Genomic DNA, 26,101 nt, shown 5'->3' on the forward strand with positions numbered 1-26,101 from the left:
TTTTACAACATCTGTACACGGCCCCCCAAAAAAGCAGGAAACCTTTCCTCTCGTTGTGGGGGCTCAAGACTCGACACGCACAATAACTCACGCTGAAACTAAAACGCCCCGAACATCAGGACCTGATGTTCGGGGCGTTTCTTGTTCAGATGTCCGGCCTGTTCAGCAGACCGGTGGCATCAGAAAATGCTGATCGGGTAATCAACAAATACCCGTACTTCGTTACCGCCGACGTTGTAGTCGCTGGCGTTGTTCGACACACGCAACCACGAACCGCGCAGACGCACGCTCAGGTCCTTGACCGGGCCGCTTTGTACGACGTACTTGGCCTGGTTGAAGATTTCACGCTCGGTACCACGGCCACGGTCGGAACCGTCGTCGATGTTGGTGCCGCGCACGTAGGCGATGTTGTAGGTCAGGCCTGGAATGCCAACGGCACCGAAGTCGAAACCATAACCCAGCTGCCACGAACGTTCATCCTTGGCGTTGAAGTCGGACCAGTAGGAGTTGGCCAGCAGGATGGTGTTGCCGCCATCGCCCACGCCGCCTGCATTGCGGTAGCCGCCATACGGGTAGCCGATTTCGCCGGTGCTGCTCTGGTAAGCCAGGGTCAGGGTGTGTGCGCCAAACGCGTAGGTGGTCGCCAGGCTCCAGATCTTGTTGTCCTGACCGTCTACTTTCAGTACGTCGCGAGCGTAGTCCTCTTTGACGTGGGTACGGTAGCCGTTGAAGTCAAACGTCAGGGACTGTTTGTCTTGCAGCGGCATGACGTAGTTAACACCCACGTACTGCTTGTTCAGCTCGTCTTCCATCTGCGAGCCGTACAGCGAAGCCGACAGGTTGTCGGTGAACTTGTAGCTACCGCCGAACACATTGATGCTTTTCAGGTCGCCGCTGTCTCGTGCGTCAGCGCTTTTACGCGATTCGGCGGTGAAACGGCCGACGTTGAGCTCAAGGCCGTTGATTTCCTTGGAGGTCAACAGTGTACCGGTGAAGCTCTCTGGCATCAGACGCGAGTTGTCGTACATCAGTACCGGCAGAGCAGGCATCTGGTCGCCATACTTGAGCACAGTGTTGGATACCCGGAACTTCACTGCAGCGCCAGCCTTGGAGATATCGTCAGCGGCTTTGCCGTCGGCACCCTGCTTGAAGAAGTCGATGCCGCCCGCGCCGCTTTTGCCACGGCCGCCATCCAGACGCAGTGCGTAAATGCCGAAGGCATCCACACCCACACCCACTGTGCCCTGGGTGAAGCCCGAGCTGAACGTGCCGAGGAAGCCCTGGCCCCATTCAGCCTTGTCCTGTTTATGGTTTTTGTAGTCACGGCTGATGTAGGCGTTGCGCGCCAGTACATTCAGGTGGCTGTCTTCTACAAAACCTTTTGCATCAGCTTGATCGTTAGCCATGGCCTGGGTAGCAGTAAGTACGCCCAACGCGAGCAGGCCTATCCGTTTGTTCAACATATTATTTTCCTTATTTCTGAATACGAAGCGCGCTGTGGGTATCAAGCTGAAACATTGAGTGGTGGTTGCTTCACATAAACAAAAAAGACCCGCGCGAAGACTCGTGCGGGTCTTTCGAAAAGTTGGTGTATGGCTAGTCGCCACAGGCGTTGGCGGGAATCCTATCCGGCGTGAAGGTAAAGTGTCAATTTCGTGAAAAATTTGTTAATTGCCAAAGTTTTCCTGAAGTTTGTCCAAGACGTCAGCAATTACTCATCACAGCCATTCAGGCCGCAGGCGGGAGCTGAAACGTTTGAGTCGCACACAGCCATACCATCCAGCTGGCGCAACCAGTCGGCAAAGGCCCGGGGCTGGCCCAGATACTTCCCTGAATCGATCACCTGATACTGACCGGACTGCTCCAGTACGAGCGTCGGGAACCCCTGAGCACCGACCCGCGCCAGCAGCGCCCGACTGTCTTTGAAGTGCGCTTGTGTCATGTCACCCCTGGCCGCAATAAAAGCCGCCTTGAATGCCTCGGCATCCAGTCCGATTTCAGCCGCCAGCTCCAGCAACAGATTTTCATCGGCAATACGCCGGCCTTCCACGTAGTGAGCCGTTTGCAGACGCCCCAACAGCTCAAGTCCGCGCCCTGCCACTTGCTGCGCTGCCAATATGGCGGTGGTCGGCGGCTCTGAATCAAAAACCGCCGTGGTATCACGCAGCAGACCGTCAAAGTACGCCTCGCCAAAGGGCTGGCCAGTCAGTTCGGCAATCCGCCGATCGTGGGGCATCACGTAGTCCCGCAACTGGGCCGTCACCGGGCGGCGATGGGCACCGGTCATCATGCCGCCGCCATGGGCCACAACCGGCAAGATGCCGCGTGCAGCTTCAAGCAAGGGTTTGGCGCCATAGCACCAGCCGCACAAAGGGTCGTAGATGTAATGCAAGACAGGGGTGGTGCTCACGGGTCGCTCCAAATGTTCAACAAGACAGGGCGCCAGCTTAGCTTTGGCTCACAAGGGGAAAAACGCCGGTATGGCTTTTAGTGTGTTTCGCGAATCGGGCGAATCAGATACAGCAAGGGCCTGGTGCCGGAGAAACAAATTGATACATATCTGCCGGACGGGCGAATGGCAATAATTAACATTAAGCAACAAGAACCATTACCATTCGCACCCTAAAAAATATAACCCCCGATCCCACCCGCCCGGACACTTCTCAACCATGCTCTCCCCTTGCCGCTTCACGCCTCTGAATCTGGGGCTGTGTGCCTTGCTGTACGCCGGATTTGGCACGGCTGCCACCACCCTCCCCGAGCTGTCGATTAACGCCAGCGAAGCCGAGGCCGATGACCCCCGGGTCAGAGATGTCACCACTGCCACCCGTACCTCGACCCCTGCGCGTTATGTGCCGCAAGCCATCGATTCGGTGAAAACCAGCAATGTGCTGGATTACGGAATCAACACTCTGGGCGAAGCCCTGAGCGGTATTCCCAACGTCAGCAGCACGGCTGATACCCGTTTCGACAGCCTGCGCATTCGCGGATTCGACGCCAGCAACGACTTCTATCTGGATGGTATTCGCGACGACAGCCAGTACGTTCGCGACCTGCATAACATCGAGCGCATTGAAGTGCTCAAAGGCCCGGCAGCGGTACTGTACGGGCGTGGCAGCCAGGGCGGGATCATCAACCGCGTGAGCAAGATGCCGCAATTCGGGCGTCAATCAAGCATTCAGGCCCAAGGTGGCAGCGAAGACTTGCGCAGCCTCTATGCCGACCTCAGCGCGGACCCGAGTGACACCGTCAGCCTGCGTTTGAACATGGGCAACGAAGACAAAAACAGCTTCCGTGATCACGTCAGCGGCAATCGTCAATTGTTCGCGCCATCGATGAACTGGCAGATCACCCCGGACCTGAACTGGCTGGTGCAATACGAATACAGCCGTTACAACCGCACCCCGGATCGCGGCATCCCGAGCATCAACGGCCGGCCGGCAGATGTCAGTCGCGGCACATCCTATGGCGGGCAGAATGATTTTATCGATGACAAAACCCAGAATCTGCGCTCACGCCTGAGCTATGAATTGAGCGACAACTGGCAACTGCGCCACACCTTGGGCGTGTTCAAGCTCGACAGCCAGTTCGAGAACACTTACCTGGTGGGCTACGACCCGAAAACGGACAAGGTCAATCGTCAGAGCTGGCAGCAGGACATGACCACCCGCAACCTTTTCAACAACCTCGAAATCGAAGGCGGTTTTGACACCTTTGGCCTTGAGCACCGCCTGTTGACCGGCCTGGAGATCGGCAGCCAGCGCCGTGACCCGAAGCTCTATAGTGCCAAGGACGTACCCGCAGTTGACGTCTACAACCCGGATCGAAACCTGCGCCCGAGCGGACCGATGCTGATTTCCAGCGACAACCACACCGAAGTCGAAAGCCAGGGCCTCTATGTTCAGGACCAGATTCGTCTCAACGATCAATGGCAAGTGCTGGCAGGCTTGCGCTATGACCGCTTTGAAGTCGAGTCCACCAGCAATCTCAAGGACATCACCGAAGAACGCAAAAGCCACAGCACCAGCCCGCGGCTTGGCGTGGTCTGGACACCGCTGCAAAACCATTCGTTTTACGCCTCCTGGACCAAGACCTTTTCGCCAGTGGGTGGTGGCCTGATCGGCATCACGCCGGGCGCAGCAGGGAACGCCAACGATCTGAGCCCGGAGCTGACCAAGCAGAAGGAAATCGGGGTCAAAAGCGACTGGCTGGATGATCGTTTGAGCACCACGCTGGCCGTCTACGAACTGGAACTCTACAACCGTCGGACCAAGGATCCGGATGACCCGACCATCACCCTGCTCTCGGGCCTGCAACGTTCACGGGGCATTGAGCTGACCGCCAGCGGCAAACTGGGGGGCAACTGGTACATGCGCGGTGGCATTGGCCTGCAGGATGCAACGGTGGTCAAGGACAACAACGGCTTTGAAGGCAAGCGCATCAACGGCGTAGCCAAGCACAATGGCAGCGTGTTTTTGACCTGGAAACCGGAAATGGGCTGGTACGCAGAAACAGGCCTGACCCTGGTGGGCCAGCGTTATGCGGACAACCAGAATACCGTGGTATTGCCGGGGTACGGTCGCTGGGATGCACTGGCGGGCTATCGCGAAAAGGACTGGGATGTAACCGGTGCGCTGACCAACCTCACCGACCGTTACTACTACGCCTCAGCCACCAGCGGCTCCCAGATCATGCCGGGCGAGCCCCGCAGTCTGGTGATGACCGGGACCTATAAGTTTTAAACCCTGTAGTCGCTGACGAGGCTGCGATCGGGCCTCATCCGCGGCTACAGGAGCCGTGCATCAGGCCTTGCGCGGCGCCGGTTGTTGCTGGGTCAGGCAATGGATATTGCCACCGCCCAGCAGCAATTCGCGGCCCGGCACCATCACTACTTCGTGTTGCGGGAAGAGGTTTTGCAGGATGACTTTGGCCGGCGCGTCCATCGGGTCGTCAAAGCTGGGGGCGATGATGCCGCCGTTGACGATCAGGAAGTTCACGTAAGACCCGGCCAGACGTTCTGACGGGTTGCGGTCCTGACTGCCTGCCACTTTATCCACGCCGTCGCATTCTTCCTGAGTCGCATACATCGGGCCCGGGATCGGCATTTTGTGCACGACAAAAGGGCGACCCTTGGCATCGGTACTGCTTGCCAGTACGTCCATTGCGGCGTGGCAGCGCGCATAGTTGGGGTTCTGTTCATCGTCAGTCCAGGCCAGCAACACTTCGCCCGGAGCAACGTAGCAGCAGAAGTTATCCACATGGCCGTCGGTTTCGTCGTTGAACAGACCGTCCGGCAGCCAGATGATCTTGTCCACCGCCAGATGCGAGCGCAGCACGTCTTCGATCTCTTCACGGGACAGGTGCGGGTTGCGGTTACGGTTCATCAGGCACTCGGTCGTGGTGATCAGCGTGCCTTCACCATCCACGTGGATCGAGCCGCCCTCAAGCACGAAACCTTCGGTGTAATAACGCGCACTGCGTTCGATTTCGAGGATCTTGCTACCCACCTGGCGGTCGCGGTTCCACGGGGAGTACAAACCGCCATCAAACCCGCCCCAGGCATTGAAGTCCCAGTTAACGCCGCGCACTTCACCGCTGTCATTGATGACAAAGGTTGGCCCGCTGTCACGCACCCAGGCGTCGTCGCTGGACATCTCCACCACTCGAATATTCGGCACATCGAGGTGCGCGCAAGCATTTTCGTACTGGCCGGCCGACACGCCGACGGTCACCGGCTCGAAACGCGCAATGGCCTTGGCCACGGCGACGTGTGCCGCCTGTGCCGGTTTGCCTCCCAACCGCCAGTTGTCCGGACGCTCGGGCCAGATCATCCAGGTCTGGGTTTGCGGAGCCCATTCGGCCGGCATGTGAAAACCGTCAGCGCGGGGCGAACTGTGCAAAGTGGTCATCGGGATCAGGACTCCAGGGAGGCGGTATAGGGGAAATCGAACACGACTAATTCTGAAACAGTGGACACAGGGCAACCATGCGTCAACCACAGGTGCTTTTATAATCGATAAATATCGGCAATAAAACGTTTATTTAATTATTTTCAAAAACCTCGACAGGCGGTTCATCCGGGGCTTTGGCCCTCCCCTGGTCGCGCTCTGCAGGCCAATGCCACCAAGCACGTAGCCATTGCCACCCAGTTTGTGGGCGGCGCTCAGCGCCATGCCCCGTGAATGTTGCTGGCCAGAGAACAGGATCAGACATAAATACCGATATAAATCGATATTCATAAATACCTCCCTTTCAGGCGCGGCCCTGCCCGCAATGACTGCTGTCAACTTGTACTTGCACCACCTCGCACCTGCCCACAAGCTACGCGCCATACGTTTGAAGTCCATCTGGGAATAAGGGATATCCACATGCGCATTTTAGTCACCGGCGGCGCCGGATTTATTGGTTCGGCACTGATCCGTCATCTGATCCGGAACACTGCGCACGAAGTGCTCAACCTCGATAAGTTGACCTACGCCGGTAACCTTGAATCGCTGCAAAGCATTGCCACCGACAGCCGCTACGAATTCGTCCAGGCCGACATCGTCGACCAGGCCGCGGTCAGTGCAATCATCGAACGTTTCCAGCCCCAGGCCATCATGCACCTGGCTGCGGAGTCCCACGTTGACCGCTCCATCGACGGCCCGTCGGATTTCATCCAGACCAACATTGTCGGTACTTACAGCCTGCTGGAAGCCACCCGCGCCTACTGGCTGACCCTCCCGGAGCCGGCCAGGAGCGAATTTCGTTTCCACCATATTTCGACTGACGAAGTGTATGGCGACCTGCATGGCGTCGACGATCTGTTCACCGAAACCACGCCTTATGCGCCAAGCTCGCCGTACTCGGCCAGCAAAGCGGCCTCCGACCACCTGGTCCGCGCCTGGAACCGCACTTACGGCTTGCCGGTGTTGCTGACCAACTGTTCGAACAACTACGGTCCTTTCCATTTCCCGGAAAAACTGATTCCGCTGGTCATTCTCAATGCGCTGGCCGGTAAACCGCTGCCGGTGTATGGCAACGGCCTGCAAGTGCGTGACTGGCTGTTCGTTGAAGACCACGCCCGCGCCCTGCTTAAAGTGGTGACCGAAGGTGTGGTCGGCGAGACTTACAACATCGGCGGCCACAACGAGCAAAAGAACATCGACGTGGTGCGCAGTATTTGTGCCCTGCTCGAGGAGCTGGCGCCAGAGCATCCGCCAGGGGTTGCACAGTTTGCCGACCTGATTACCTTCGTGACTGACCGCCCTGGCCACGATCAGCGCTACGCCATCGATGCCAGCAAAATCGAACGTGAACTGGGCTGGGTTCCTGAAGAAACGTTCGAAACCGGCCTGCGCAAAACCGTGCAGTGGTACCTGGATAACCTGGAGTGGTGCAAGCGCGTTCAGGATGGCAGCTACCAGGGCCAGCGCCTGGGGTTCACCGAGGCCAAGGATCTGCTGGCATGAGTAACGGCGCAGCGCCCTTGAAAATCCTGATCAGCGGCAAAACCGGTCAGGTCGCCATCGAACTGCAGAAGCACCTTGCCGGCCTGGGCCAGCTGATAGTGCTGGGTCGTGACGAGCTTGATCTGAGCAAGCCCGAGCAAATCCGCGCGCAGGTTCGGGCCCACCAGCCTGACCTGATCATCAATGCGGCCGCGCACACCGCGGTGGATCTGGCCGAAAGCGAGCCTGAGCTGGCATTTGCCATCAATGGCATCGCGCCCGGAGTGTTTGCTGAAGAAGCGGCGGCCCTGGGCATTCCGCTGATTCACTACTCCACTGATTATGTGTTCGACGGCAACAAGCCTGCGCCCTACACCGAAGACGATGTTCCCAACCCGTTGGGTGTCTACGGCAAGAGCAAGCTGGCGGGCGAGCAGGCAATTGCAGCGACCGGTGCTGACTGTCTGATTTTGCGCACCAGCTGGGTGTACTCCACCCACGGCAAGAACTTCCTGCTGACCATGCAGCGCCTGCTGCAAGAAAGGCCGGAGCTGCGGGTGGTGGCGGACCAGGTCGGGGCGCCTACCTGGGCGGGCACCATTGCCCGCAGCACGCGCCTGTTGATCGAGCGCTGGCAAGCCGCAGAAGCCGGAGCATGGGGGATTTACCACCTCACGGCCCAGGGCGAAACCTCGTGGTTTGGTTTTACCCAGGCCATTGCCGAACACCTGTCAGCCCAGGGCAAGCCTTGCGCAACCCTGGAGCCGATCCCGGCCAGCGCCTATCCGACACCGGCTGCCCGGCCACAAAACTCGCGTCTTGATTGCAGCCGCCTTGAGCGCGAGTGGCACGTCGCTCAGCCCGCCTGGCAAAACGCATTACGTGAGTGCCTGGCCGCGCAGCACTGACCTGCGCAGAAACTGCTGCCAGCATCGCTGGCAAGCCAGCTCCTACAACAAAGACCGGGTATAACTGCCCTGCGCAAACCCTGTGGGGCTGGCGCTACAACAAAGGCTGGGTTTACTGTGGGAGCTGGCTTGCCAGCGATAGCCGCAACGCGGTCCGCCAGTGCACCCTCGCCGTCTGCATCGCTACAACAAAGGCTGGGTATACTGCGCCGTACTCTCGCGGCGCATTATTCGATGATCACGACCCCTTCAGTTCCTCGCAGACCCCGCTGGCGCAGCCTGGCCTTGCTGGCATTGTGTCTGGCGCCTTTGCTGTGGCCGCTGCAACACCTGGCCGAGCGCTATTACCGCAGTGAACTGGCCGGGCAAAATCGCCAGACCCTCGATCTCTATGTCGCCAACCTGCTGGGCACCCTGCATCGTTATGAAGTGCTGCCGCAGATCCTCGGCGAGCTGCCTGCGCTGCGTGCCGTGCTGGCAAATCCGGAGGACCCGCGGGCCCAGGCCAGGGCCAATGAGTTGCTCAATGACATCAGCACCCAGACCGGCGCGGTGGTGATGTACCTGCTGGACACCCATGGCGACACCCTGGCCACATCGAACTGGGATAAAAACGACAGTTTTATCGGCCGCAATTTCGCCTTCCGCCCCTATTTCAGCGAAGCGATGGAAGGCAAGCTGGGGCGTTTCTTCGGGCTGGGTACCACCTCCGGCAAACGCGGCTATTACTTTGCCGCACCGGTCCTGGAAGGCGATAAAAAAATCGGTGTACTGGTGGTCAAGGTCGACCTCGATCACACCGAACAGCTGTGGGGCAAGACCCCCGAACAACTGCTGATGACCGACCACAACGGTGTGGTCATTCTTACTTCCCGTCCGGAATGGCGTTTCCGCGCCACCCGCGATCTGTCACCAGAAGAGCGCGAGGCCATTTTCGCCATCCTGCCCTACCCGACCCGCGACCCGCAGCCGCTCAAACTCGACTTGAGTGCCTGGCTGGTACAGACCCAGAAAATCGACGAAACCGGCTGGAGCGTCAACATTCTTGCCCCACGCACCCTGATCGACCGGCCGGTACGCACGGCACTGGCCATCGGCGGCGCAACCTTGCTGGTGGTGATGCTGTTGATCAGTTTGATGATGCAGCGCCGGCGCCATTACCTTGAACGCATCGCCTTCGAGGGCAAGGCGCGCCGCGAGCTGGAAATGCGTGTGGCAGAACGTACCAGTGATCTCGAAGGCCTCAACCAGCGGCTGCGCAAGGAAGTGCTGGAGCGCGAACAGGCGCAACAGGAGCTGGTGCGCGCTCAGGACGATCTGGTGCAGGCGGGCAAACTGTCAGCGCTGGGTACCATGTCCGCCAGCATCAGCCACGAACTCAATCAACCGCTGGCGGCTATTCGCAGCTATGCCGAAAACGCTGAAGTGCTGCTCGATCACCAGCGCATCGAAGACGCGCGCGGCAATCTCAAACTGATCAACGAACTGACTGGCCGCATGGCGTCGATTATCGCGCACCTGCGCGCCTTCGCCCGCCGTGATCGGCATGCGCCGGAAAGCGTCGCCCTGCAACCGGCGCTGGACGATGCCCTGGCGTTACTGGCCAAGCGTCGGCGCAGCATGGAGGTGGAGCTGATTCGCGACTTGCCTGCCGCCACGCTGTGGGTCGAGGCCGGTGAAACACGTTTGCGCCAGGTGCTGGGCAACTTGCTGGCCAACGCGCTCGATGCCCTGACCGAGAAAGGTCCGCCCCGGCGTTTGTGGCTAAGTGCCCAATCCACCCCGGAAGGCGTCACCCTGTACATTCGCGACAATGGCCCGGGGTTTTGCATGGAAGCCCTGGGCCGCGCCGGTGAGCCTTTCTACACCACCAAAACCCGTACTCAGGGGCTGGGGCTGGGGCTGGCCATCTGCGACACGCTGATCCGCGCGTTTGGCGGCGAGTTGTTGTTCGCCAACCACAAGGAAGGCGGTGCCTTAATTACCTTACGTCTGCGCGCAGGTGCGCCGGGCGTCAGCTTGCAAGCTTCCGAGGACTCCAGGTCATGAGCCAGCCCATCGATCCCCACGTACAGATCATCCTGATCGATGATGACCCGCATCTACGTCAGGCCCTGTATCAAACCCTGGACCTGGCGGGCCTCAAGGTCTTGCCACTGGCACAGGCCAGCGGCCTGGGTGAGCGTATCGGCCGGGACTGGCCCGGAGTGGTGGTCAGCGATATTCGCATGCCGGGCATGGACGGGCTTGAGTTACTGGCCCAACTCCACGCCCAGGACCCGGAACTTCCAGTGCTGCTGATTACCGGCCACGGCGATGTGCCGCTGGCAGTGCAGGCGATGCGTTCGGGGGCCTATGACTTCCTGGAAAAACCCTTTGCCAGCGATGCACTGCTCGACAGCGTGCGCCGGGCACTGGCCCTGCGTGCCCTGGTGCTGGACAACCGCAGCCTGCGCCTGGCCCTGAGCGATCGCCAGCAACTGAGTACCCGACTGGTGGGCCATTCACCGGCCATGTTGCGCCTGCGCGAGCAAATCGGCGCACTGGCAGCGACCAAAGCCGATGTACTGATTCTGGGCGAAACCGGTTCTGGCAAAGAAGTGGTCGCACGGGCACTGCATGATCTGTCGAGCCGGCGCAATGGACCTTTTGTGGCAATCAACGCCGGCGCACTGGCGGAGTCGGTGGTTGAAAGCGAGCTGTTCGGCCATGAACCCGGGGCGTTTACCGGTGCGCAAAAGCGTCGTATCGGCAAGTTTGAGTTTGCCAATGGCGGCACATTGTTCCTCGATGAAATCGAAAGCATGAGCCTGGACGTGCAAGTCAAACTGCTACGCATGTTGCAGGAGCGGGTGGTTGAGCGCGTGGGGGGCAATCAGTTGATCCCGCTGGATATCCGGGTGATCGCCGCCACCAAGGAAGACCTGCGCCAGGCCGCTGACCAGGGACGGTTCCGCGCCGACCTGTATTACCGGCTCAATGTCGCCCCCTTGCGCATCGCCCCCTTGCGCGAGCGCGGTGAGGACGCCTTGATGCTGTTCCAGCATTTCGCCGACGAATCCAGCAGTCGCCACGGCCTCACACCCAATGTGCTGCAGCCGGCGCAACGCGCACTGTTGTTGCGTCACAACTGGCCGGGCAACGTGCGCGAACTGCAAAACGTGGCCGAACGATTTGCCCTGGGTCTTGAGCTGGCGCTGGACGATGACTCTGCCGATGGCTCGCCCTCGTCCGCCGGTGAAGTTTCGGGAGGCTTGAGCGAGCAGGTCGAACACTTTGAAAGAAGCCTGATCGCCGCCGAACTCGAGCGCTCCCACAGTTCCATGCGCAGCCTGGCTGAGGCGCTGGGTGTACCGCGTAAAACCTTGCACGACAAACTGCGCAAACACGGGCTGAACTTCGAGAGTGGCAGTCACCCGCACACCGATGAACTTGATTGAAGAGGCCATGGCATGAATCGCGACAGTCGTTATCTGGAATCCGTCCTCCATCACGACATTCCGCTTACCCGTGAAATGGGCCTGAAAGTCATAGGCTGGCACCAGCACCAACTGCGCCTGCAGATTCCGCTGGCGGCCAACATTAACCACAAAAGCACCATGTTCGGCGGCAGCCTGTACTGCGGCGCGGTGCTTGCAGGCTGGGGCTGGCTGCACTTGAGCCTGCGGGAGGCGGGGATTGAAGACGGGCATATCGTGATTCAGGAAGGTCACATCAGCTACCCGCTGCCCGTGACCCGGGACGCTATCGTGCTATGCGATGCACCTGCCGATGCGGCCTGGAACAAGTTTCTGGCCATGTACCAACGCCATGGCCGCGCACGCCTGACCCTCGAGACCCGGGTCATCAATGCCGAGGGTGCAGAGGATGCGGTGAGGTTCAGCGGGCAGTATGTGTTGCACCGCTAAATCACTGATCCTGTAGGAGCGGGCTTGCTCGCAAGGTGGCAGAAGATCGCCGGCAAGCTCGCTCCTACAGCTTGTTTTGCGCCAGGGCCAGCAGCTGTTGGCGCCACGGCGCCCTGGCCGGCAATGCCAGAAAATGGTCATTGAGCAGCGACTCACGCGCCGGATAGCAGAACGGTTCGCCATCCAGTTGCAGCACCACCCCTCCTGCACCTTCGAGCACGCCTTGAGCCGCCGCCGTGTCCCACTGTGAAGTCGGCGCCAGACGCGGATAACAATCGGCGGCTCCCTCGGCCAGCAAGCAAAACTTCAACGAACTGCCTACGCTGGTCAGCTGCAACTCGCCCAGCTGCTCGCTTAAACCCGCCAACAAGCGCTCTTGCTGAGGGCTGGAATGCCGGCGACTGGCGACCACCGTTAACGGCTGGCCTGCAGGCGGAGTGTTGCGCACGCTGATGGACGAGCTCACGCCGCCATCCTCACGCCATGCACCCAGCCCTGCACCACCGTAGTAACAACGACCGCTGGTGGGCATTGAGACCACGCCGAAGACCACACGACCGTGTTCGATCAGCGCAATATTGACGGTGAATTCTTCACTGCCTGAAATAAATTCCTTGGTGCCATCCAGCGGATCAACCAGCCACCAGCGGGTCCAGCCGGCGCGCACGCTCTGTGCAATATTGGCGTCTTCTTCAGACAGTACCGGGATCTGCGGGGCCAGCGCCGTCAAGCCATCGAGCAGCACATGGTGGGCCGCCAGATCGGCAGCGGTAACCGGCGAATCATCCGCCTTGGCGGTCACGGCAACGTCGGCACGCCAGAACGGCAAGATCGCGTCCCCTGCGACATGGGCCAGGGCGATGACGCCTGCAAGCAACGGGTGGGGAAAATCGCTCACGGCACGAATACTCCGCGCTGGGTCAACAAATCCCGCGCCAGATACAGTGCAGCCAGAGCACGGCCTTCGCTGAATTGCGGGTTTTGCACCAGACTCGACAGCTCACGCAGATTGACCCGCTCAACCCGCATCGGCTCGGGTTCATCACCTTCCAGACGCTCTTCATAGAGGTCGGTGGCCAGCACCACCTGAATCTTCTGACTCATGTAACCCGGCGACAGCGACAGCTCGGTGAGGTGTTCCAGCTGGCGGGCGCCATAACCGGCCTCCTCCTTCAGTTCACGCTCGGCGGCGGCCAGCACATCTTCGCCCGGCTCAATCAGGCCTTTGGGCAAAGACACTTCGTACTCATCGGTACCGCCGCAGTACTCTTCAACCAGAATCGCGTGTTCGGAATCGATCATGGCCACAATCATGACTGCGCCATAGCCGTTGCCACGCCCCACCAGCCGCTCGTATGTGCGCTCGACACCATTGGAAAAGCGCAACTGCACTTCTTCGACGCGAAACAATCGGCTACTGGCAACAATTTCACGGGCAAGTACGGTGGGTTTTTGGCGCATAGCGGCTCCTCAATATGAACGGGTTACTATACCCCGGCTTTTCCGATTGTCTGTGTCGGAAGTTTTTCAACTGCGGGAGAAGTTTTGCATGACAGCGTTACCTTGGGGCGACATTGATACCGTACTGCTCGACATGGACGGCACCCTGCTCGACTTGCATTACGACAATCACTTCTGGCTGGAACACCTGCCCCAGCGCTATGCCGAGTTGCATGGCATCAGCCGGGCAATGGCCGACCTGGAGCTGACGCCGCTGTTTGAGCGCAATGCTGGCCAGTTGCAGTGGTATTGCCTGGACTTCTGGAGCACCGAGCTGAAGATCCCGGTGCGCGAACTCAAGCTCGAAACCGCCAACCTGATTGCCTTGCGGCCCGATGCCGACACCTTTCTGGCAGCGACCAGACAGGCCGGCAAGCGGGTGATCATGATCACCAACGCGCACCGCGATTCGTTGTCGTTAAAAATGGAGCGGATCGAGCTGGCGCCGTACTTCGAGCGCCTGATCAGTTCCCACGATTATGGGTTCCCCAAGGAAAGCCCGGCTTTCTGGCATGCCCTGCAAGCCGATATCGGCTTTGACCCATCCCGCAGCCTGTTTATCGATGACACCTTGCCGATCCTGCGCAGTGCCCGTGATTTTGGCGTGGCCCACTTGCTGGCGGTGAAACAGCCGGACAGCAAAAAGGGCCCGAAAGATACCGAGGAGTTTGCTGCGCTGGGGGATTACCGGGATTTGCTGCAAGGGCTTTGAGAAATTACGCCCTGTCCATGCAGGAGCGAGCTGTTAAAGGCTCACGAGCAAGCCCGCTCCTGCAAATGAGTGACGGGGTTACTCAGGAATCCGCAGTGTCTGCCCCGGATAGATTTTGTTGACGTCTTTGAGCAGTGGCTTGTTGGCTTCAAAAATCTTGTTGTACTGGTTGGCATTGCCGTACACCCGCAGCGAAATCGCGCTGAGGGTGTCACCTTTCTCTACCACTACAAATTTAGAAGCCACAACCACCGGCCCGGTGACGGTGATCTTGTCTTCAACACTGGCTACACCGGCAATGTTGCCCGCGGCCAGAATGATTTTTTCTTTCTCTTCCTGAGTGGCCACTTCACCGCTCACCGTCACTTTGTCGCCGTCCACGGTGGCCGTAATGTTCGGGTTGCCCAGACCTACCTGTTCAACGTGTTTCTTGAGCTCTTCACTGGCATTGGCATTGCCCGGGGTCAGCAGGTCGATCAATTTCTCGCCGGCTTCTTTCACAAAGCTAAAAATACTCATGAATCACGCTCCAAGGGTTGAGATATCCAGATCCACTAGCGTAGACCATCATTGGCGAAGCAGGCTGCGAACCAGGCGCGCTAGAATCGGCCCGTGAATAGCGCGTGGAGCGACGATGGACATTAAACAGCTGAAATTCCTCATAGCCCTGGACGAAACCCGGCACTTCGGCCAGGCCGCCGCCCGCTGCCATATCACCCAGCCCACCCTGTCCATGCGCCTGCGCAGCCTTGAGCAAGAACTCGACCTGCAACTGGTCAACCGCGGCCAGCGTTTCGAGAGTTTTACCGCTCCCGGCGAGCGGGTGCTGGCCTGGGCCAGAACCGTTCTGGCCGCCTACGACGGCTTGCAGGCAGAGGCCGCTGCATGTCGCGGCAATTTGATTGGGACGTTGCGTCTGGGGGTGGTGCCGCTCTCAAGTTTTGATCCGCTGCCTTTATTACAGCGCCTGCATCAGGAGCACCCCGAACTGCGTTTTGAGCTGTCAGCCCTGAGCTCCGAGCAAATCCTTGAACAGCTGGCCAGTAACCGGCTGGACGTGGGCGTGTCCTATCTGGACCGCCTGGATCAGGAGCGCTTTGATTTTCAGGCCCTCGGGGAAACACGCATGGGGCTGCTTTACGACCAGCGGCACTTCAACTTCGGCGAGCAACCCCTGAGCTGGGAGGCACTGATTGAATTGCCCCTTGGCCTGCTGAGCAGCGGTATGCACTTTCGCCAGTCCATCGATCACAACTTCCATAGTCGTGGCCTCACGCCCCGGCCCATCCTGCAAACCGATGCCGTTCATCAACTGTTGCAGGCCGTACACGGCGGTTTTTGTTGCGCGGTAATGCCGCTGGAGGGCGGGCTTGAAGCTCTGACCGACAACCTGCGCCTGCACCCGATTCAGGACGCCAATACCTTGTCCCGTCTTGGCCTGATCATGCGCCGGGCCGCCCCCCGTTCGGCGCTGGCCGAGGCCTGCTTCGGGATGTACCAACAATCAGCCAAGCCTTCTTGATCGACGCTATCTATCAATAGATAAGGACTAGCGATTAGACGTGACACTGTGTCGCGCCTAGGCTTGTACTGACCCAAATGTCGGTACTGCCCTATGAACGCCAAGCGCCCCCAGTGCGCGGCACCCGCCTCTGTGACTCCCGCTGCCAGCCAGAACTACCACTACGTCACGCTGGACCACAGCAGCGGCGCTGAAACCGCACTGGCCGAAGAAGTTGCCCTGGCCATCGCCTATAACGGCATCAGCCAGGCAGTGATGCTGGTCACGCCCACTGACCTTGAAGACTTCATCGTCGGCTTCAGCCTGGGCAGCGGAATCATTAAAGACGCCAGCGAAATCTACGACCTCAAGCTCACCGGCGCAGGCCCGGCCCAATACGCACAGGTCGAAATCGCCAGTCGGGCGTTCTGGAATCTCAAGCAGCAGCGCCGGCAACTGGCGGGCACCAGCGGCTGCGGGCTGTGTGGGGTGGAAGCGGTGGAACAAGCCCTGCCCGAGCTCAACGTACTTGCAGGGGCGCCCTTGCCGCCCGCCCAATGGCTTGAGGGTTTGCGCCAGCGCATCAGTGAATTCCAGCCGCTGGGCCAACACTGCGGTGCGGTCCACGCAGCTGTTTATATGGACGCGCGGGGTGAGTTGCTGATGGGTCGCGAGGACATCGGCCGACACAACGCCCTCGACAAATTGATCGGCGCACTGGTACGCCAGAACATCGACTTCAGCGGCGGTGCGGCAATAGTTACCAGCCGTTGCAGCCTTGAACTGATTCAAAAAGTGTTGCGCGCCGGTATCCAGACCCTGATCAGCCTGTCCTCGCCTACCGGCCTGGCGCTGCAATGGGCCCGACGCCACAACCTCAACCTCATTCATCTGCCACAAAAAAGCGCACCACGGGTGTACAGCCCGGCGCAGGAGAGTCAAGCGTGAGCACTCATCATCAAGCCGACCAGACCCCTACCCCACGCTACAAGCCCTACAAAGGCCCGGCAGGTGGCTGGGGCGCGCTGATCAGTGTGGCGCAGGCCTGGTTGACCAGCGACAACGCGCTGAAAAACCTGCGCATGATGCTCAAGACCAACCAGAACGGCGGTTTCGACTGTCCGGGTTGTGCATGGGGCGACTCGCCGGAAAGCGGCCTGGTCAAGTTCTGCGAGAACGGCGCCAAGGCGGTGAACTGGGAAGCCACCAAGCGCCGGGTGGATGCCCCGTTCTTCGCCAAACACAGCGTAACGGCCTTGCTCGAGCAGAGCGATTACTGGCTGGAATACCAGGGTCGTCTGACCGAGCCGATGGCTTACAACGCTGAGACCGACCACTACACGCCCATCAGCTGGGACGCTGCGTTCGCATTGATCGCCAGGCACTTGCTGAATCTCTCCAGCCCCAATCAGGCCGAGTTCTACACCTCGGGCCGGGCCAGCAATGAAGCAGCGTATTTGTATCAACTGTTCGTGCGCGCGTTCGGCACCAACAACTTCCCGGACTGCTCGAACATGTGCCACGAGGCCAGCGGCGTAGCCCTGGCGCAAAGTATCGGGGTGGGCAAAGGTACAGTGACGTTCGACGACTTCGAGCACGCAGACGCTATATTCGTGCTCGGGCAGAATCCGGGCACCAACCACCCGCGCATGCTCGAGCCATTGCGTGAAGCGGTTAAACGCGGTGCCCAGGTGGTCTGTGTCAACCCGCTCAAGGAGCGCGGTCTGGAACGTTTTCAACATCCGCAGCATCCACTGGAAATGCTCACCAACGGCGACCGGCCAACCAACACCGCCTACCTGCGCCCTGCACTGGGCGGTGATATGGCGCTGTTGCGCGGTATGGCCAAGTTTCTGCTGCAATGGGAGCGCGATGCCCAGGCGGCTGACCTGCCTGCCGTGTTTGATCACGCTTTTCTGAATGAACATACCGATGGCGTGCTCGACTACATCGCCAGCCTGGATGCCACCTCGTGGGATCACATCGTCGAGCAATCGGGCCTGCCCCTGGTCGACGTCGAACGTGCTGCGCGCATGTACCTCAAGGGCAAAAACGTAATCATGTGCTGGGCAATGGGTATCACCCAGCACCGGCATTCGGTGCAGACGATCCAGGAAATCGCCAACCTGATGTTGCTGCGCGGCAATATCGGTCGCCCGGGTGCCGGGCTGTGTCCGGTACGTGGCCACAGTAACGTGCAGGGCGACCGCACCATGGGCATCAACGAGCGCCCGCCGGTGGCTTTCCTTGACTCCCTGGAGCGTCGCTTCAAGTTCAAGGTACCCCGTGACAATGGCCACAACGTGGTCGAAGCCATTCACGCCATGCTCGAAGGACGCGCCAAGGTGTTTATCGGGCTGGGCGGCAACTTTGCCCAGGCCACCCCGGACAGCCCGCGCACCGCCGAGGCGCTGCGCAATTGCGACCTGACGGTGCAGATCAGCACCAAGCTCAACCGCAGCCATCTGATGCACGGCAAGCAAGCGCTGATTTTGCCGTGCCTGGGCCGTACCGATATCGACATCCAGGCTGAAGGCCCCCAGGCGGTCACAGTGGAAGACTCATTCAGCATGGTCCACGACTCCAACGGCCAGTTGCAGCCATTGTCGAATCAGATGCGCTCGGAACCTTCGATCATTGCCGGTATAGCTGCCGCCACCCTGGGCACCCATCCGGTTGACTGGAACTGGGTGGTGGCCGACTACAGACGCATTCGGGAGCTGATTGCCGACACCATCCCCGGTTTCAAAGATTTCAACACCCGGATTCAGCACCCGGGCGGCTTCTACCTTGGCAACTCTGCCGGGGCGCGGCAGTGGAATACCCCGACCCGGCGCGCCAACTTCCGGCCTAACGTGCTGCCCCAGGATCTGGTGGATGCCCGCACCCGTGCGACCGGGAAACTGCCTGACCTGATCCTGCAATCAATGCGCTCCCACGATCAGTACAACACCACCATTTATGGTCTGGATGACCGCTATCGCGGGGTTAAAGGTCAGCGTGACGTTCTGTTCGTCAACGAAGCCGATATCATCCGCCTGGGCTTCAAGCCGGGGCAGAAAGTCGACATCGTGTCGATCTGGAACGACGACCGTGAGCGCCGGGTCAAAAACTTCACGCTGCTGGCTTTCGATATACCCGCAGGCCAGGCTGCCGCCTACTACCCCGAGGTCAATCCGCTGGTGCCGCTTGAAAGCACGGGGGATGGCAGCCATACGCCGACTTCCAAGTTCGTGGCCATATGCCTTGAAGCAGCGAGCCCGTCGAAGCTGATCATGGCCAGGACGGGTTAACCCGTCCTGAATCTGCAAAGCTGGATTGCTCGCCCCTGCAGAGCGGCTGAGGAATTCCAGGCACAAAAAAGGCCGTTTCCTGTGAAAACGGCCTATGCCAACTAATTAAAAGACCCTCGAAAAACCATTAAGTTCCCGATAAAAAACAACAAGTTATATAATTGTGTACAACTCGTGTTACTGGTCGGAATTCGATTGTCACCACTCCCCGGCAGCCTCAGGATCGCGTCGTCATCCCTTTGAGGCTCACTTATGAAGCTCACCTCGATTCTCTTGTTGTCCCTTGGCCTGGTCAGTGGCGTAGCCTCGGCCGGTGGCACCACCGAAGCCGGTGTAGGCGGCGCATTAGGCGGGGTACTCGGTGCCGTAGTCGGTCAACAACTCGGCGGCTCGACCGGATCAGCGATTGGTGCTGGCGTCGGCGGCGCAGCGGGTAGTGCCGTAGGCGCCGACAAACGCAGCCGTGGCGAAGCGGCCATTGGCGGCGCCCTCGGCGCAGCTGGCGGCAACGTACTGGGCCGCAGTGTCGGCGGCAGCACTGGCGGCCTGGTCGGTGCAGCGGCTGGCGGCGGCGCCGGTGGCGCGCTGGGTAACTACATGGGCAATAAAAGCGACGCCGATGATCGCCGCTACAACAGCCGCGATAACCGCCGTTACTACCGTGACGACAACCGTGGTCGCGGCCATGCCTATGGCCATCGCAAGAAAAACAAGCATCGTCATCATTGATCGACCGCTTGAGAACGGGAGCCGCAAGGCTCCCGTTTTTCGTTTCGGTTCAGCCCTCTCCCGCAAAATTGTTTCAATGCATTACGCCCGCCTGTTTACCCCCAATCATGCAACCTGCATGACCGTCCATTTCGTTAAAACTTCTAACTAATTGAAAAATATGAAACTGCTGCCAAATATTTAATTGGCATATCCCCTGCAATCTCTTGAATGAACGCTGCACTTCCTTCCATTCAGGAGCACAACAACAATGATCGGGACAACTGAGCACTATCCCGCTGCCCTGCAAGACTCTTCTGGCCACTCAGGTGTTTCCTGGGCCGCCATTTTTGCCGGCGCAGCAGCAGCTGCCGCACTCTCCTTGCTACTCATCATGCTGGGTGCCGGCCTGGGCTTCTCGGCGGTTTCACCTTGGGCGAATGAGGGAGTGGGAGCAAAAGGTCTGGGCATTACTGCCATCATCTGGCTGGCCGTGACGCAGATCATCGCCTCAGGCATGGGCGGCTATCTGGCAGGCCGGCTGCGGGTCAAATGGGCCAACATGCATGGCGATGAGGTGTACTTTCGCGATACAGCCCACGGCTTTTTGGCCTGGGCAGTAGCCACGCTGGTTACCGCCATGTTAATCGCCAGCTCGGTCAGCAGCGTGATTGGTAGCGGCGTTCAGGCCGGAGCCAGCGTTGCCTCGAGCGCCGCCACCGCCATGAGCAGTGCCGCCGGCAGCGCTGCAGGCAGCAACGCCAGCCACGGTTCGGGCAATAGCTCGGACTATTTCATCGACACGCTGTTTCGCGATGATCGTGGCACCGCCGTCAGCGAAGACGCGGCCCATGGTGTGGTGACCCGCATCTTTGTCCGCAGTCTGGGCAACGACGGCCAACTGAGTGCAGAGGACCGTACTTACCTGGCACAAATTGTCGCCCAGCGTACCAACCTCAGCCAGCCTGAAGCCGAACAACGGGTTGACCAGGTCTATGCCAAGGCCCATCAAGCAGTTGCAGACGCCAAAGTAAAAGCCAAGGAAGCAGCAGACACCGCTGCCAAAGTAGCGGCCTGGACCACCCTGTGGATGTTTATCAGCCTGTTGCTCGGTGCGTTCTTCGCCAGCCTGTGCGCCACCTTTGGCGGCCGTCGCCGCGATGCAGTGACGTATCTGACCACTACCACCACACCCCTTGTTTAACCCCGGACCTTTTGCTTACTGGAGAATAAAATGCGCTCACTTCTGCTGCTATTTCTCGGCATTCCCATCCCGATCATCATCCTGATTGCGCTATTTGTTCACTGATTCAGCGGATCAACCTGACAACGGCCTTCCTTGTGAAGGCCGTTTTTTATACCGGCAAGCAAGTGGTGGATTTGATCTCGGACAAGGCAACAATCGAGTTCACCTCTTGAATGCCGGGCACCATCGACAGCTTTTCGAAGAAAAACCGTTCATAGGCTTCAATGTCAGCGGTGACGATACGCAGTAGAAAATCCACCGCGCCCATCAGCACGTAACACTCCAGGACCTCAGGAAAGCCGCGAATGGCATCGGTAAACTCGGTGAAGTTGGAACGACCGTGGGCGTTGAGTTTGATCTCGGCAAAAATCTGCGTATTGAGGCCGATTTTCTTACGATCGAGCAGGGTCACCTGGCCGCGGATAATCCCTTCGTCTTTCATCCGCTGAATCCGCCTCCAGCAAGGCGATTGCGACAACCCTACCTGCTCCGCGATTTGCGCACTGGACAGCGAGGCGTCCTCTTGCAGCAGCGCGAGAATGCGCCGGTCATAAGCATCCAGCTCGATTCGCATAGAAATACCTCTTTATGACGTATTTAAGACTTGATCCAGTCTTAATTTCGTTTAACTCCTGCATCTTAGATAAAAAATTCCCGCCCTGGCGTGTAAATATTTCTCCAGCCTAATCAGGAGTTTTAGCATGCCGCCTCTGCAAGCCGTCAGCCACTCAGTCCGCCCCGACGTCTGGGCCAGCAACGCCGCCCCATGTCCGGTGCACTTTTATATTCAGGCCGAGGCAGAAGCCGATGTGCTGTGCCGCGTACTGAATCTGTTTGCCTTGCAGCAACTGACTCCCCGATCGGTCAACGTAGAGCGCGACAACGACAGGTTAAGCATTGAAATTCTGAGTGATGAGCAAAGCTGGCACCGGGCTCAGGTGATTGGCGAAAAACTGCGCAACCTGGTCAGTGTCTTCGAAGTGCAATTGCTACCGGCCAAATCCCGGGACGCTGATTTCAAGGGTGGCGCCATGAACCACCAGCGCGTTGCCGGGTAATAGCTCGCAACCATTGGCCAGGCCTGGGTGATGGGCCAGCAACTAGGCTTTGGACTTCACGGCCCGGACAGGGATATGTCGGGCCGATGCTTTAAAGCCCAAGGAGCTTGTATGCACTTCGCCCCCGCCCATGACCACTGGCTGGATCTCAACGACCTGGTCACCGCACTCCTCGCCCAGGGCCGCCTGCACAAAGGTGGCGCAGAGCAGGCATTGAACGCTGGCCGCGAGCCTCGTCACAACGCCGTGCACCCGCTGGTGTTGCTGGCCAGCCTGCAGCTCATCGACCCCGGTCGCCCCGGCAAGGCCCTCGACCTTGAGACCCTCACCGCCTGGCTGGCGGAGCAATGCCAGCAGCCTTACATGCGCATAGATCCACTGAAAATTGATGTCGTGACGGTTACCGGACTGATGTCCCTGGCATTTGCCCAACGGCATGAAATCCTCGCGGTGGCGGCAGATCAACAGTCCATTACCATCGCCAGCGCTCAACCCGGGGTCAGCCGCTGGGAAGCGGATCTCAAGCAAGTGCTCAAACGGCCCATCAAGCGTGTGGTTGCCAACCCTCTGGATATCCAGCGCCTGAATGTGGAATTTTTTCAGCTGGCCAGATCGGTCAACGGCGCCACGCTAAATGATCATAAAACCAGCAAGCAGACCAACCTCGAACAACTACTCACCCTCGGCGGCGGCCAGACGCCCGATGCCAACGACGCGCATATTGTGAATATCGTCGACTGGCTGTTTCAGTACGCCTTCGAGCAACGCGCCAGTGACATCCACATCGAGCCGCGTAGTGAGCAGGGCGGCGTACGCTTTCGCATTGATGGCGTGCTACATAACGTTTACCAATTTCCGACACAGGTGACGACGGCCGTTGTCAGCCGCCTCAAGAGCCTGGGCCGGATGAATGTCGCCGAAAAGCGCAAACCCCAGGATGGCCGGATCAAAATCAGAACCCCGGCCGGGGCACAGGTTGAACTGCGGCTCGCCACCTTGCCCACCGCCTTTGGCGAAAAAATGGTGATGCGTATTTTTGACCCGCAGGTGCTGCTCAAGAGTTTCGACCAGCTCGGTTTTACCCCGCAAGACCTGCAACGCTGGCAGCACATGACCCGCCAGCCCCACGGCATTATTTTACTCACCGGCCCCACCGGTTCGGGTAAAACCAGCACCCTCTACGCAACCCTCAAACAGCTGGCCACAGAACAGATCAACCTGTGCACCCTTGAAGACCCCATCGAAATGATTGAGCCGGCGTTCAATCAAATGCAGGTGCAACCCGGCATCGACCTGACTTTCGCCAGTGGCGTACGCGCCCTGATGCGCCAGGATCCGGACATCATCATGCTCGGCGAGATACGCGATCTGGAAACTGCCGAAGTTGCGATTCAGGCCGCCCTGACCGGCCATCTGGTGCTGTCGACCCTGCACACCAACGATGCTCCCAGCGCCATCAGTCGCCTGCAGGAACTGGGCGTCGCGCCTTATTTGATCAAGGCCACGCTGCTGGGGGTCATGGCACAACGACTGGTGAAAACCTTGTGTCCCGAATGTAAAAACGAGGAGCCATTGACGCCGGACGACTGGCAGAGTTTCGTCAAACAATGGCCGGGACCAGCACCGGAGCGTACCTGCAGGGCGACGGGCTGTGCTGTGTGCCGGGATACGGGCTACCGTGGCCGGGCCGGTATCTACGAAATAATGCTGATGAATGACAGCCTCAGAACCCTGATCGATTCCCGGACCGACTTGAACGCCGTACATCGCGCAGCGTGCGCCGCAGGCATGCAGCCCTTGCGACTGGCGGCAGCCCATAAAGTGGCCACAGGCATGACCACGCTGGAGGAAGCTTTGCGCGTTACACCTGCGTGATGATTCGTTTTGACTAAAATCTAAACAGTTGCACCGTTTACATGCAGGAGTGAGCTCACGAGCCTTGGCCGTTGAGTGCATACAATCAGGTCGGTTCTTTCCCCTTACACCTCGAACAAGGAATTGTCATGCAAGTGGGTACAGTGGTCCTGTTATTTGTCGCCTTGGCTATCGCCGTGCTTTTCATGGGGTTCAAGGTCGTGCCCCAAGGTTATCAGTGGACAGTAGAACGCTTCGGCCGCTACACCAACACCCTGAAACCGGGCCTGAATATCATCATTCCGGTCATGGATCGCATCGGACGCAAGATCAACGTGATGGAAAGCGTGCTGGATATCCCGCCTCAGGAAGTCATAACTGCCGACAACGCCACCGTACAAATTGATGCCGTGTGTTTTTTCCAGGTGGTCAACACGGCCCAGGCGGCATATGAGGTCAATAACCTCGAGCATGCCATTCGTAACCTGCTGCAAACCAACATCCGCACGGTGCTCGGCTCCATGGAGCTGGATGCCATGCTCAGCCAGCGGGACGGCATCAATGAAAAACTGCTGCGCACTGTTGATGAAGCCACGGCGCCATGGGGGATCAAGATCACCCGTATCGAGATCAAGGACATCAGCCCGCCTGCAGACCTGATGGCCGCCATGTCCGGCCAGATGAAAGCCGAACGCATCAAGCGTGCGCAAATCCTTGAGGCTGAAGGCCTGCGGGCCTCGGCAATTTTAACCGCCGAAGGTAAAAAGCAGGCGCAGATCCTCGAAGCTGAAGGCGGCCGCCAGGCGGCTTTTCTCGAGTCCGAAGCCCGGGAGCGCCAGGCCGAAGCCGAAGCCCGGGCGACCCAGGTAGTGTCCGAAGCCATTGCCAATGGCAACGTGCAGGCGATCAACTACTTCGTCGCGCAAAAATACATCGATGCCCTGGGCAAGCTGGCCTCTGCCAATAACAGCAAGGTCATCCTCATGCCGCTGGAGGCCAGCCAGGTCATCGGCGCGGTGGGCGGCATCGGCGAAATCGTTAAAGCCACCTTCGATAACAAAAAGGTCTGAGGCATGTGGGAGTTCCTGCAAAACCTGAACTACTGGGACTGGCTGGCACTGGGTACGGTGCTGCTGATTCTGGAAGTGTTCGGCGCCGGTGGTTATCTGCTTTGGGCAGGCATTGCCGCGATCATCGTCGGGGCCGTGACCTTCCTGATACCGGGCCTGGCCTGGACCCTGCAGTTCCCTCTGTTTGGCGTACTGGCGATTCTCACCGCGCTGTACTGGTGGAAACGCCAGCGTGGCGCTATCGCCAGTAGCGATCAACCGGACTTGAATCGCCGGGGACACGAGCTGATCGGTCGCACCTTTGTCGTTCAACAGGCGATAGTCGGGGGAAGGGGTAAAATCAAGGTCGGTGACGGGGTATGGATGGTGACAGGGCCCGATGCTGACGTCGGCACCCGGGTTCGGGTAACAGCCCAGAACGGGACGGTGCTAAGCGTAGAAGTTACTGCATGAGGTTACGGAACTCCCGGCCGTTAACTAGAATCAAAGTTGGTAATTAACCTATTCGGAGTCACTGTCATGCGTCTCAAATATGCTGTTGCCGCGATCGCCCTGCTGTCCCTTCCTGTTGGTTCTGCAATGGCCGACACTTTTTGGCGTAATGTGCTGTCTTCCGGCGCGACCACCGGCTCCACCTACCTGACCTTCAAAAAAGACCGCAAAGTAATCGCCGCCCAGGATGACGCCGGGAGCTTTGTTGCCAGCAACGGTTCGATCCGCGGCCCTTATCTGGAATCCGCCATGCAGCAAGTGCGAGCCGATAACCCGCAACTGAAAGTCAGTGACATGGATCTGGCCAACGCCATCCTGGCGAAAAACGCGACTGTCGAGTAACGCCTCTAGCCACTGGCGCTGGTTGCCATGGAATTGCTGGGCCGCTGCCCCTGGCGGCCCTGAAGACCAGGCACCCGGG

The 26,101-nt window shown here is 59.2% G+C and carries 25 protein-coding genes; 17 read left to right on the top strand and 8 right to left on the bottom strand.

Annotation, left to right across the window (positions count from 1 at the left end; translation table 11 throughout):
• Nucleotides 1-179: 179 nt before the first annotated feature.
• Together B195_RS21825 and B195_RS21830 are read right to left on the bottom strand one after the other, a co-directional pair.
• A complete protein-coding gene (locus tag B195_RS21825; protein ID WP_003438421.1) occupies nt 180-1,463 on the bottom strand; it encodes an OprD family porin in 1,284 nt (427 codons plus the stop codon).
• 248 nt (nt 1,464-1,711) lie between these two features.
• On the bottom strand, nt 1,712-2,410 hold the full coding sequence (locus B195_RS21830) for a DsbA family protein (RefSeq protein ID WP_003438416.1): 699 nt from the start codon (nt 2,408-2,410) through the stop codon (nt 1,712-1,714).
• 259 nt (nt 2,411-2,669) lie between these two features.
• On the opposite strand from B195_RS21830, the gene B195_RS21835 reads away from it, so the two are divergent.
• Nucleotides 2,670-4,742 (top strand): TonB-dependent siderophore receptor, encoded by a 2,073-nt coding sequence (locus B195_RS21835; protein WP_003438412.1) that lies wholly within the window; start codon nt 2,670-2,672, stop codon nt 4,740-4,742.
• 60 nt (nt 4,743-4,802) lie between these two features.
• Here B195_RS21835 and aguA read toward each other — a convergent pair whose 3' ends face one another.
• Both aguA and B195_RS21845 read right to left on the bottom strand, forming a co-directional pair.
• A complete protein-coding gene (gene aguA / locus B195_RS21840; RefSeq protein WP_003438411.1) occupies nt 4,803-5,909 on the bottom strand; it encodes an agmatine deiminase in 1,107 nt (368 codons plus the stop codon).
• Nucleotides 5,910-6,038: 129 nt separating this feature from the next.
• Nucleotides 6,039-6,239: a hypothetical protein gene (locus B195_RS21845; RefSeq protein WP_177412917.1), complete on the bottom strand. Its 201-nt coding sequence runs from the start codon at nt 6,237-6,239 to the stop codon at nt 6,039-6,041.
• A gap of 129 nt (nt 6,240-6,368) precedes the next feature.
• Between B195_RS21845 and rfbB the strand changes: the two genes are divergently transcribed.
• The 5 genes from rfbB to B195_RS21870 all read left to right on the top strand — a co-directional run bounded on the left by rfbB (nt 6,369) and on the right by B195_RS21870 (nt 12,246).
• The gene (gene rfbB / locus B195_RS21850; RefSeq protein ID WP_003438409.1) at nt 6,369-7,451 is read left to right on the top strand and encodes a dTDP-glucose 4,6-dehydratase; all 1,083 of its coding nucleotides are present in this window, start codon (nt 6,369-6,371) and stop codon (nt 7,449-7,451) included.
• Between the two features lie 17 nt (nt 7,452-7,468).
• Nucleotides 7,469-8,338, top strand: a complete 870-nt coding sequence (gene rfbD, locus B195_RS21855; protein ID WP_003438405.1) for a dTDP-4-dehydrorhamnose reductase — start codon at nt 7,469-7,471, stop codon at nt 8,336-8,338.
• A gap of 234 nt (nt 8,339-8,572) precedes the next feature.
• Nucleotides 8,573-10,387 carry a sensor histidine kinase gene (locus B195_RS21860; protein WP_003438402.1) on the top strand — a complete coding sequence of 605 codons (1,815 nt, stop codon included), beginning with the start codon at nt 8,573-8,575 and terminating at the stop codon, nt 10,385-10,387.
• Nucleotides 10,384-11,778, top strand: coding sequence for a sigma-54 dependent transcriptional regulator (locus B195_RS21865; RefSeq protein ID WP_003438400.1), 1,395 nt, complete (start codon nt 10,384-10,386; stop codon nt 11,776-11,778). Before B195_RS21860 ends, B195_RS21865 begins: the two co-directional genes overlap by 4 nt.
• A 12-nt stretch (nt 11,779-11,790) precedes the next feature.
• The gene (locus tag B195_RS21870) at nt 11,791-12,246 is read left to right on the top strand and encodes a YiiD C-terminal domain-containing protein (protein WP_003438397.1); all 456 of its coding nucleotides are present in this window, start codon (nt 11,791-11,793) and stop codon (nt 12,244-12,246) included.
• A gap of 64 nt (nt 12,247-12,310) precedes the next feature.
• On the opposite strand, the gene cysQ is transcribed toward B195_RS21870, so the two are convergent.
• Nucleotides 12,311-13,144, bottom strand: coding sequence for a 3'(2'),5'-bisphosphate nucleotidase CysQ (gene cysQ, locus B195_RS21875; RefSeq protein ID WP_003438395.1), 834 nt, complete (start codon nt 13,142-13,144; stop codon nt 12,311-12,313).
• Nucleotides 13,141-13,707 carry an ADP compounds hydrolase NudE gene (gene nudE, locus B195_RS21880; protein ID WP_003438392.1) on the bottom strand — a complete coding sequence of 189 codons (567 nt, stop codon included), beginning with the start codon at nt 13,705-13,707 and terminating at the stop codon, nt 13,141-13,143. The genes cysQ and nudE overlap by 4 nt, the downstream gene beginning before the upstream one ends.
• An 88-nt stretch (nt 13,708-13,795) precedes the next feature.
• On the opposite strand from nudE, the gene yrfG reads away from it, so the two are divergent.
• A complete protein-coding gene (yrfG, locus tag B195_RS21885; protein ID WP_003438390.1) occupies nt 13,796-14,458 on the top strand; it encodes a GMP/IMP nucleotidase in 663 nt (220 codons plus the stop codon).
• A 78-nt stretch (nt 14,459-14,536) separates the two neighbouring features.
• Here the strand turns inward: yrfG and lysM are convergent, their stop codons facing one another.
• Complete coding sequence (gene lysM / locus B195_RS21890) at nt 14,537-14,977, bottom strand: peptidoglycan-binding protein LysM (RefSeq protein ID WP_003438388.1); 441 nt, start codon at nt 14,975-14,977, stop codon at nt 14,537-14,539.
• A 115-nt stretch (nt 14,978-15,092) separates the two neighbouring features.
• Between lysM and B195_RS21895 the strand changes: the two genes are divergently transcribed.
• From B195_RS21895 to B195_RS21915, 5 genes are all read left to right on the top strand, one after another.
• Complete coding sequence (locus B195_RS21895; RefSeq protein WP_003438386.1) at nt 15,093-15,980, top strand: LysR family transcriptional regulator; 888 nt, start codon at nt 15,093-15,095, stop codon at nt 15,978-15,980.
• A 93-nt stretch (nt 15,981-16,073) separates the two neighbouring features.
• Nucleotides 16,074-16,907, top strand: coding sequence for a formate dehydrogenase accessory sulfurtransferase FdhD (gene fdhD, locus B195_RS21900; protein WP_003438382.1), 834 nt, complete (start codon nt 16,074-16,076; stop codon nt 16,905-16,907).
• The gene (locus B195_RS21905) at nt 16,904-19,252 is read left to right on the top strand and encodes an FdhF/YdeP family oxidoreductase (protein ID WP_003438379.1); all 2,349 of its coding nucleotides are present in this window, start codon (nt 16,904-16,906) and stop codon (nt 19,250-19,252) included. The genes fdhD and B195_RS21905 overlap by 4 nt, the downstream gene beginning before the upstream one ends.
• 252 nt (nt 19,253-19,504) lie before the next feature.
• The gene (locus B195_RS21910) at nt 19,505-19,981 is read left to right on the top strand and encodes a glycine zipper domain-containing protein (RefSeq protein WP_003438376.1); all 477 of its coding nucleotides are present in this window, start codon (nt 19,505-19,507) and stop codon (nt 19,979-19,981) included.
• 250 nt (nt 19,982-20,231) lie between these two features.
• Nucleotides 20,232-21,164 (top strand): hypothetical protein, encoded by a 933-nt coding sequence (locus B195_RS21915; protein WP_003438373.1) that lies wholly within the window; start codon nt 20,232-20,234, stop codon nt 21,162-21,164.
• 151 nt (nt 21,165-21,315) lie between these two features.
• On the opposite strand, the gene B195_RS21920 is transcribed toward B195_RS21915, so the two are convergent.
• Nucleotides 21,316-21,780: an Lrp/AsnC family transcriptional regulator gene (locus tag B195_RS21920; protein WP_003438371.1), complete on the bottom strand. Its 465-nt coding sequence runs from the start codon at nt 21,778-21,780 to the stop codon at nt 21,316-21,318.
• A gap of 127 nt (nt 21,781-21,907) precedes the next feature.
• Here B195_RS21920 and B195_RS21925 point away from each other — a divergent pair, with 127 nt between their 5' ends.
• The 5 genes from B195_RS21925 (at nt 21,908) to B195_RS21945 (ending at nt 26,022) form a co-directional block, all read left to right on the top strand.
• The gene (locus B195_RS21925) at nt 21,908-22,264 is read left to right on the top strand and encodes a hypothetical protein (protein WP_003438368.1); all 357 of its coding nucleotides are present in this window, start codon (nt 21,908-21,910) and stop codon (nt 22,262-22,264) included.
• A 111-nt stretch (nt 22,265-22,375) separates the two neighbouring features.
• Nucleotides 22,376-24,139: a GspE/PulE family protein gene (locus B195_RS21930; protein WP_003438365.1), complete on the top strand. Its 1,764-nt coding sequence runs from the start codon at nt 22,376-22,378 to the stop codon at nt 24,137-24,139.
• Nucleotides 24,140-24,267: 128 nt separating this feature from the next.
• Nucleotides 24,268-25,188, top strand: coding sequence for an SPFH domain-containing protein (locus B195_RS21935; protein WP_003438363.1), 921 nt, complete (start codon nt 24,268-24,270; stop codon nt 25,186-25,188).
• Nucleotides 25,189-25,191: 3 nt separating this feature from the next.
• Nucleotides 25,192-25,641 (top strand): NfeD family protein, encoded by a 450-nt coding sequence (locus B195_RS21940; RefSeq protein WP_003438361.1) that lies wholly within the window; start codon nt 25,192-25,194, stop codon nt 25,639-25,641.
• 66 nt (nt 25,642-25,707) lie between these two features.
• Nucleotides 25,708-26,022 carry a DUF2388 domain-containing protein gene (locus B195_RS21945; RefSeq protein ID WP_003438359.1) on the top strand — a complete coding sequence of 105 codons (315 nt, stop codon included), beginning with the start codon at nt 25,708-25,710 and terminating at the stop codon, nt 26,020-26,022.
• Nucleotides 26,023-26,101 lie beyond the last annotated feature (79 nt).

Origin of the sequence: Pseudomonas sp. Lz4W, assembly GCF_000346225.2 — a bacterium.
Lineage (GTDB): Bacteria > Pseudomonadota > Gammaproteobacteria > Pseudomonadales > Pseudomonadaceae > Aquipseudomonas > Aquipseudomonas paraversuta.

Excerpts from the sequence above, each read along its gene's own strand:
- B195_RS21870 (WP_003438397.1), top strand. The coding sequence starts at position 11,791 with ATGAATCGCGACAGTCGTTATCTGGAATCCGTCCTCCATCACGACATT.
- B195_RS21915 (WP_003438373.1), top strand. The coding sequence starts at position 20,232 with ATGATCGGGACAACTGAGCACTATCCCGCTGCCCTGCAAGACTCTTCT.
- B195_RS21930 (WP_003438365.1), top strand. The coding sequence starts at position 22,376 with ATGCACTTCGCCCCCGCCCATGACCACTGGCTGGATCTCAACGACCTG.
- B195_RS21825 (WP_003438421.1), bottom strand. The coding sequence starts at position 1,463 with ATGTTGAACAAACGGATAGGCCTGCTCGCGTTGGGCGTACTTACTGCT.
- B195_RS21935 (WP_003438363.1), top strand. The coding sequence starts at position 24,268 with ATGCAAGTGGGTACAGTGGTCCTGTTATTTGTCGCCTTGGCTATCGCC.
- nudE (WP_003438392.1), bottom strand. The coding sequence starts at position 13,707 with ATGCGCCAAAAACCCACCGTACTTGCCCGTGAAATTGTTGCCAGTAGC.
- B195_RS21940 (WP_003438361.1), top strand. The coding sequence starts at position 25,192 with ATGTGGGAGTTCCTGCAAAACCTGAACTACTGGGACTGGCTGGCACTG.
- B195_RS21860 (WP_003438402.1), top strand. The coding sequence starts at position 8,573 with ATGATCACGACCCCTTCAGTTCCTCGCAGACCCCGCTGGCGCAGCCTG.
- B195_RS21920 (WP_003438371.1), bottom strand. The coding sequence starts at position 21,780 with ATGCGAATCGAGCTGGATGCTTATGACCGGCGCATTCTCGCGCTGCTG.
- aguA (WP_003438411.1), bottom strand. The coding sequence starts at position 5,909 with ATGACCACTTTGCACAGTTCGCCCCGCGCTGACGGTTTTCACATGCCG.
- lysM (WP_003438388.1), bottom strand. The coding sequence starts at position 14,977 with ATGAGTATTTTTAGCTTTGTGAAAGAAGCCGGCGAGAAATTGATCGAC.
- fdhD (WP_003438382.1), top strand. The coding sequence starts at position 16,074 with ATGAACGCCAAGCGCCCCCAGTGCGCGGCACCCGCCTCTGTGACTCCC.
- B195_RS21835 (WP_003438412.1), top strand. The coding sequence starts at position 2,670 with ATGCTCTCCCCTTGCCGCTTCACGCCTCTGAATCTGGGGCTGTGTGCC.
- B195_RS21925 (WP_003438368.1), top strand. The coding sequence starts at position 21,908 with ATGCCGCCTCTGCAAGCCGTCAGCCACTCAGTCCGCCCCGACGTCTGG.
- rfbB (WP_003438409.1), top strand. The coding sequence starts at position 6,369 with ATGCGCATTTTAGTCACCGGCGGCGCCGGATTTATTGGTTCGGCACTG.
- B195_RS21895 (WP_003438386.1), top strand. The coding sequence starts at position 15,093 with ATGGACATTAAACAGCTGAAATTCCTCATAGCCCTGGACGAAACCCGG.
- B195_RS21865 (WP_003438400.1), top strand. The coding sequence starts at position 10,384 with ATGAGCCAGCCCATCGATCCCCACGTACAGATCATCCTGATCGATGAT.
- yrfG (WP_003438390.1), top strand. The coding sequence starts at position 13,796 with ATGACAGCGTTACCTTGGGGCGACATTGATACCGTACTGCTCGACATG.
- B195_RS21945 (WP_003438359.1), top strand. The coding sequence starts at position 25,708 with ATGCGTCTCAAATATGCTGTTGCCGCGATCGCCCTGCTGTCCCTTCCT.
- B195_RS21845 (WP_177412917.1), bottom strand. The coding sequence starts at position 6,239 with ATGAATATCGATTTATATCGGTATTTATGTCTGATCCTGTTCTCTGGC.
- B195_RS21910 (WP_003438376.1), top strand. The coding sequence starts at position 19,505 with ATGAAGCTCACCTCGATTCTCTTGTTGTCCCTTGGCCTGGTCAGTGGC.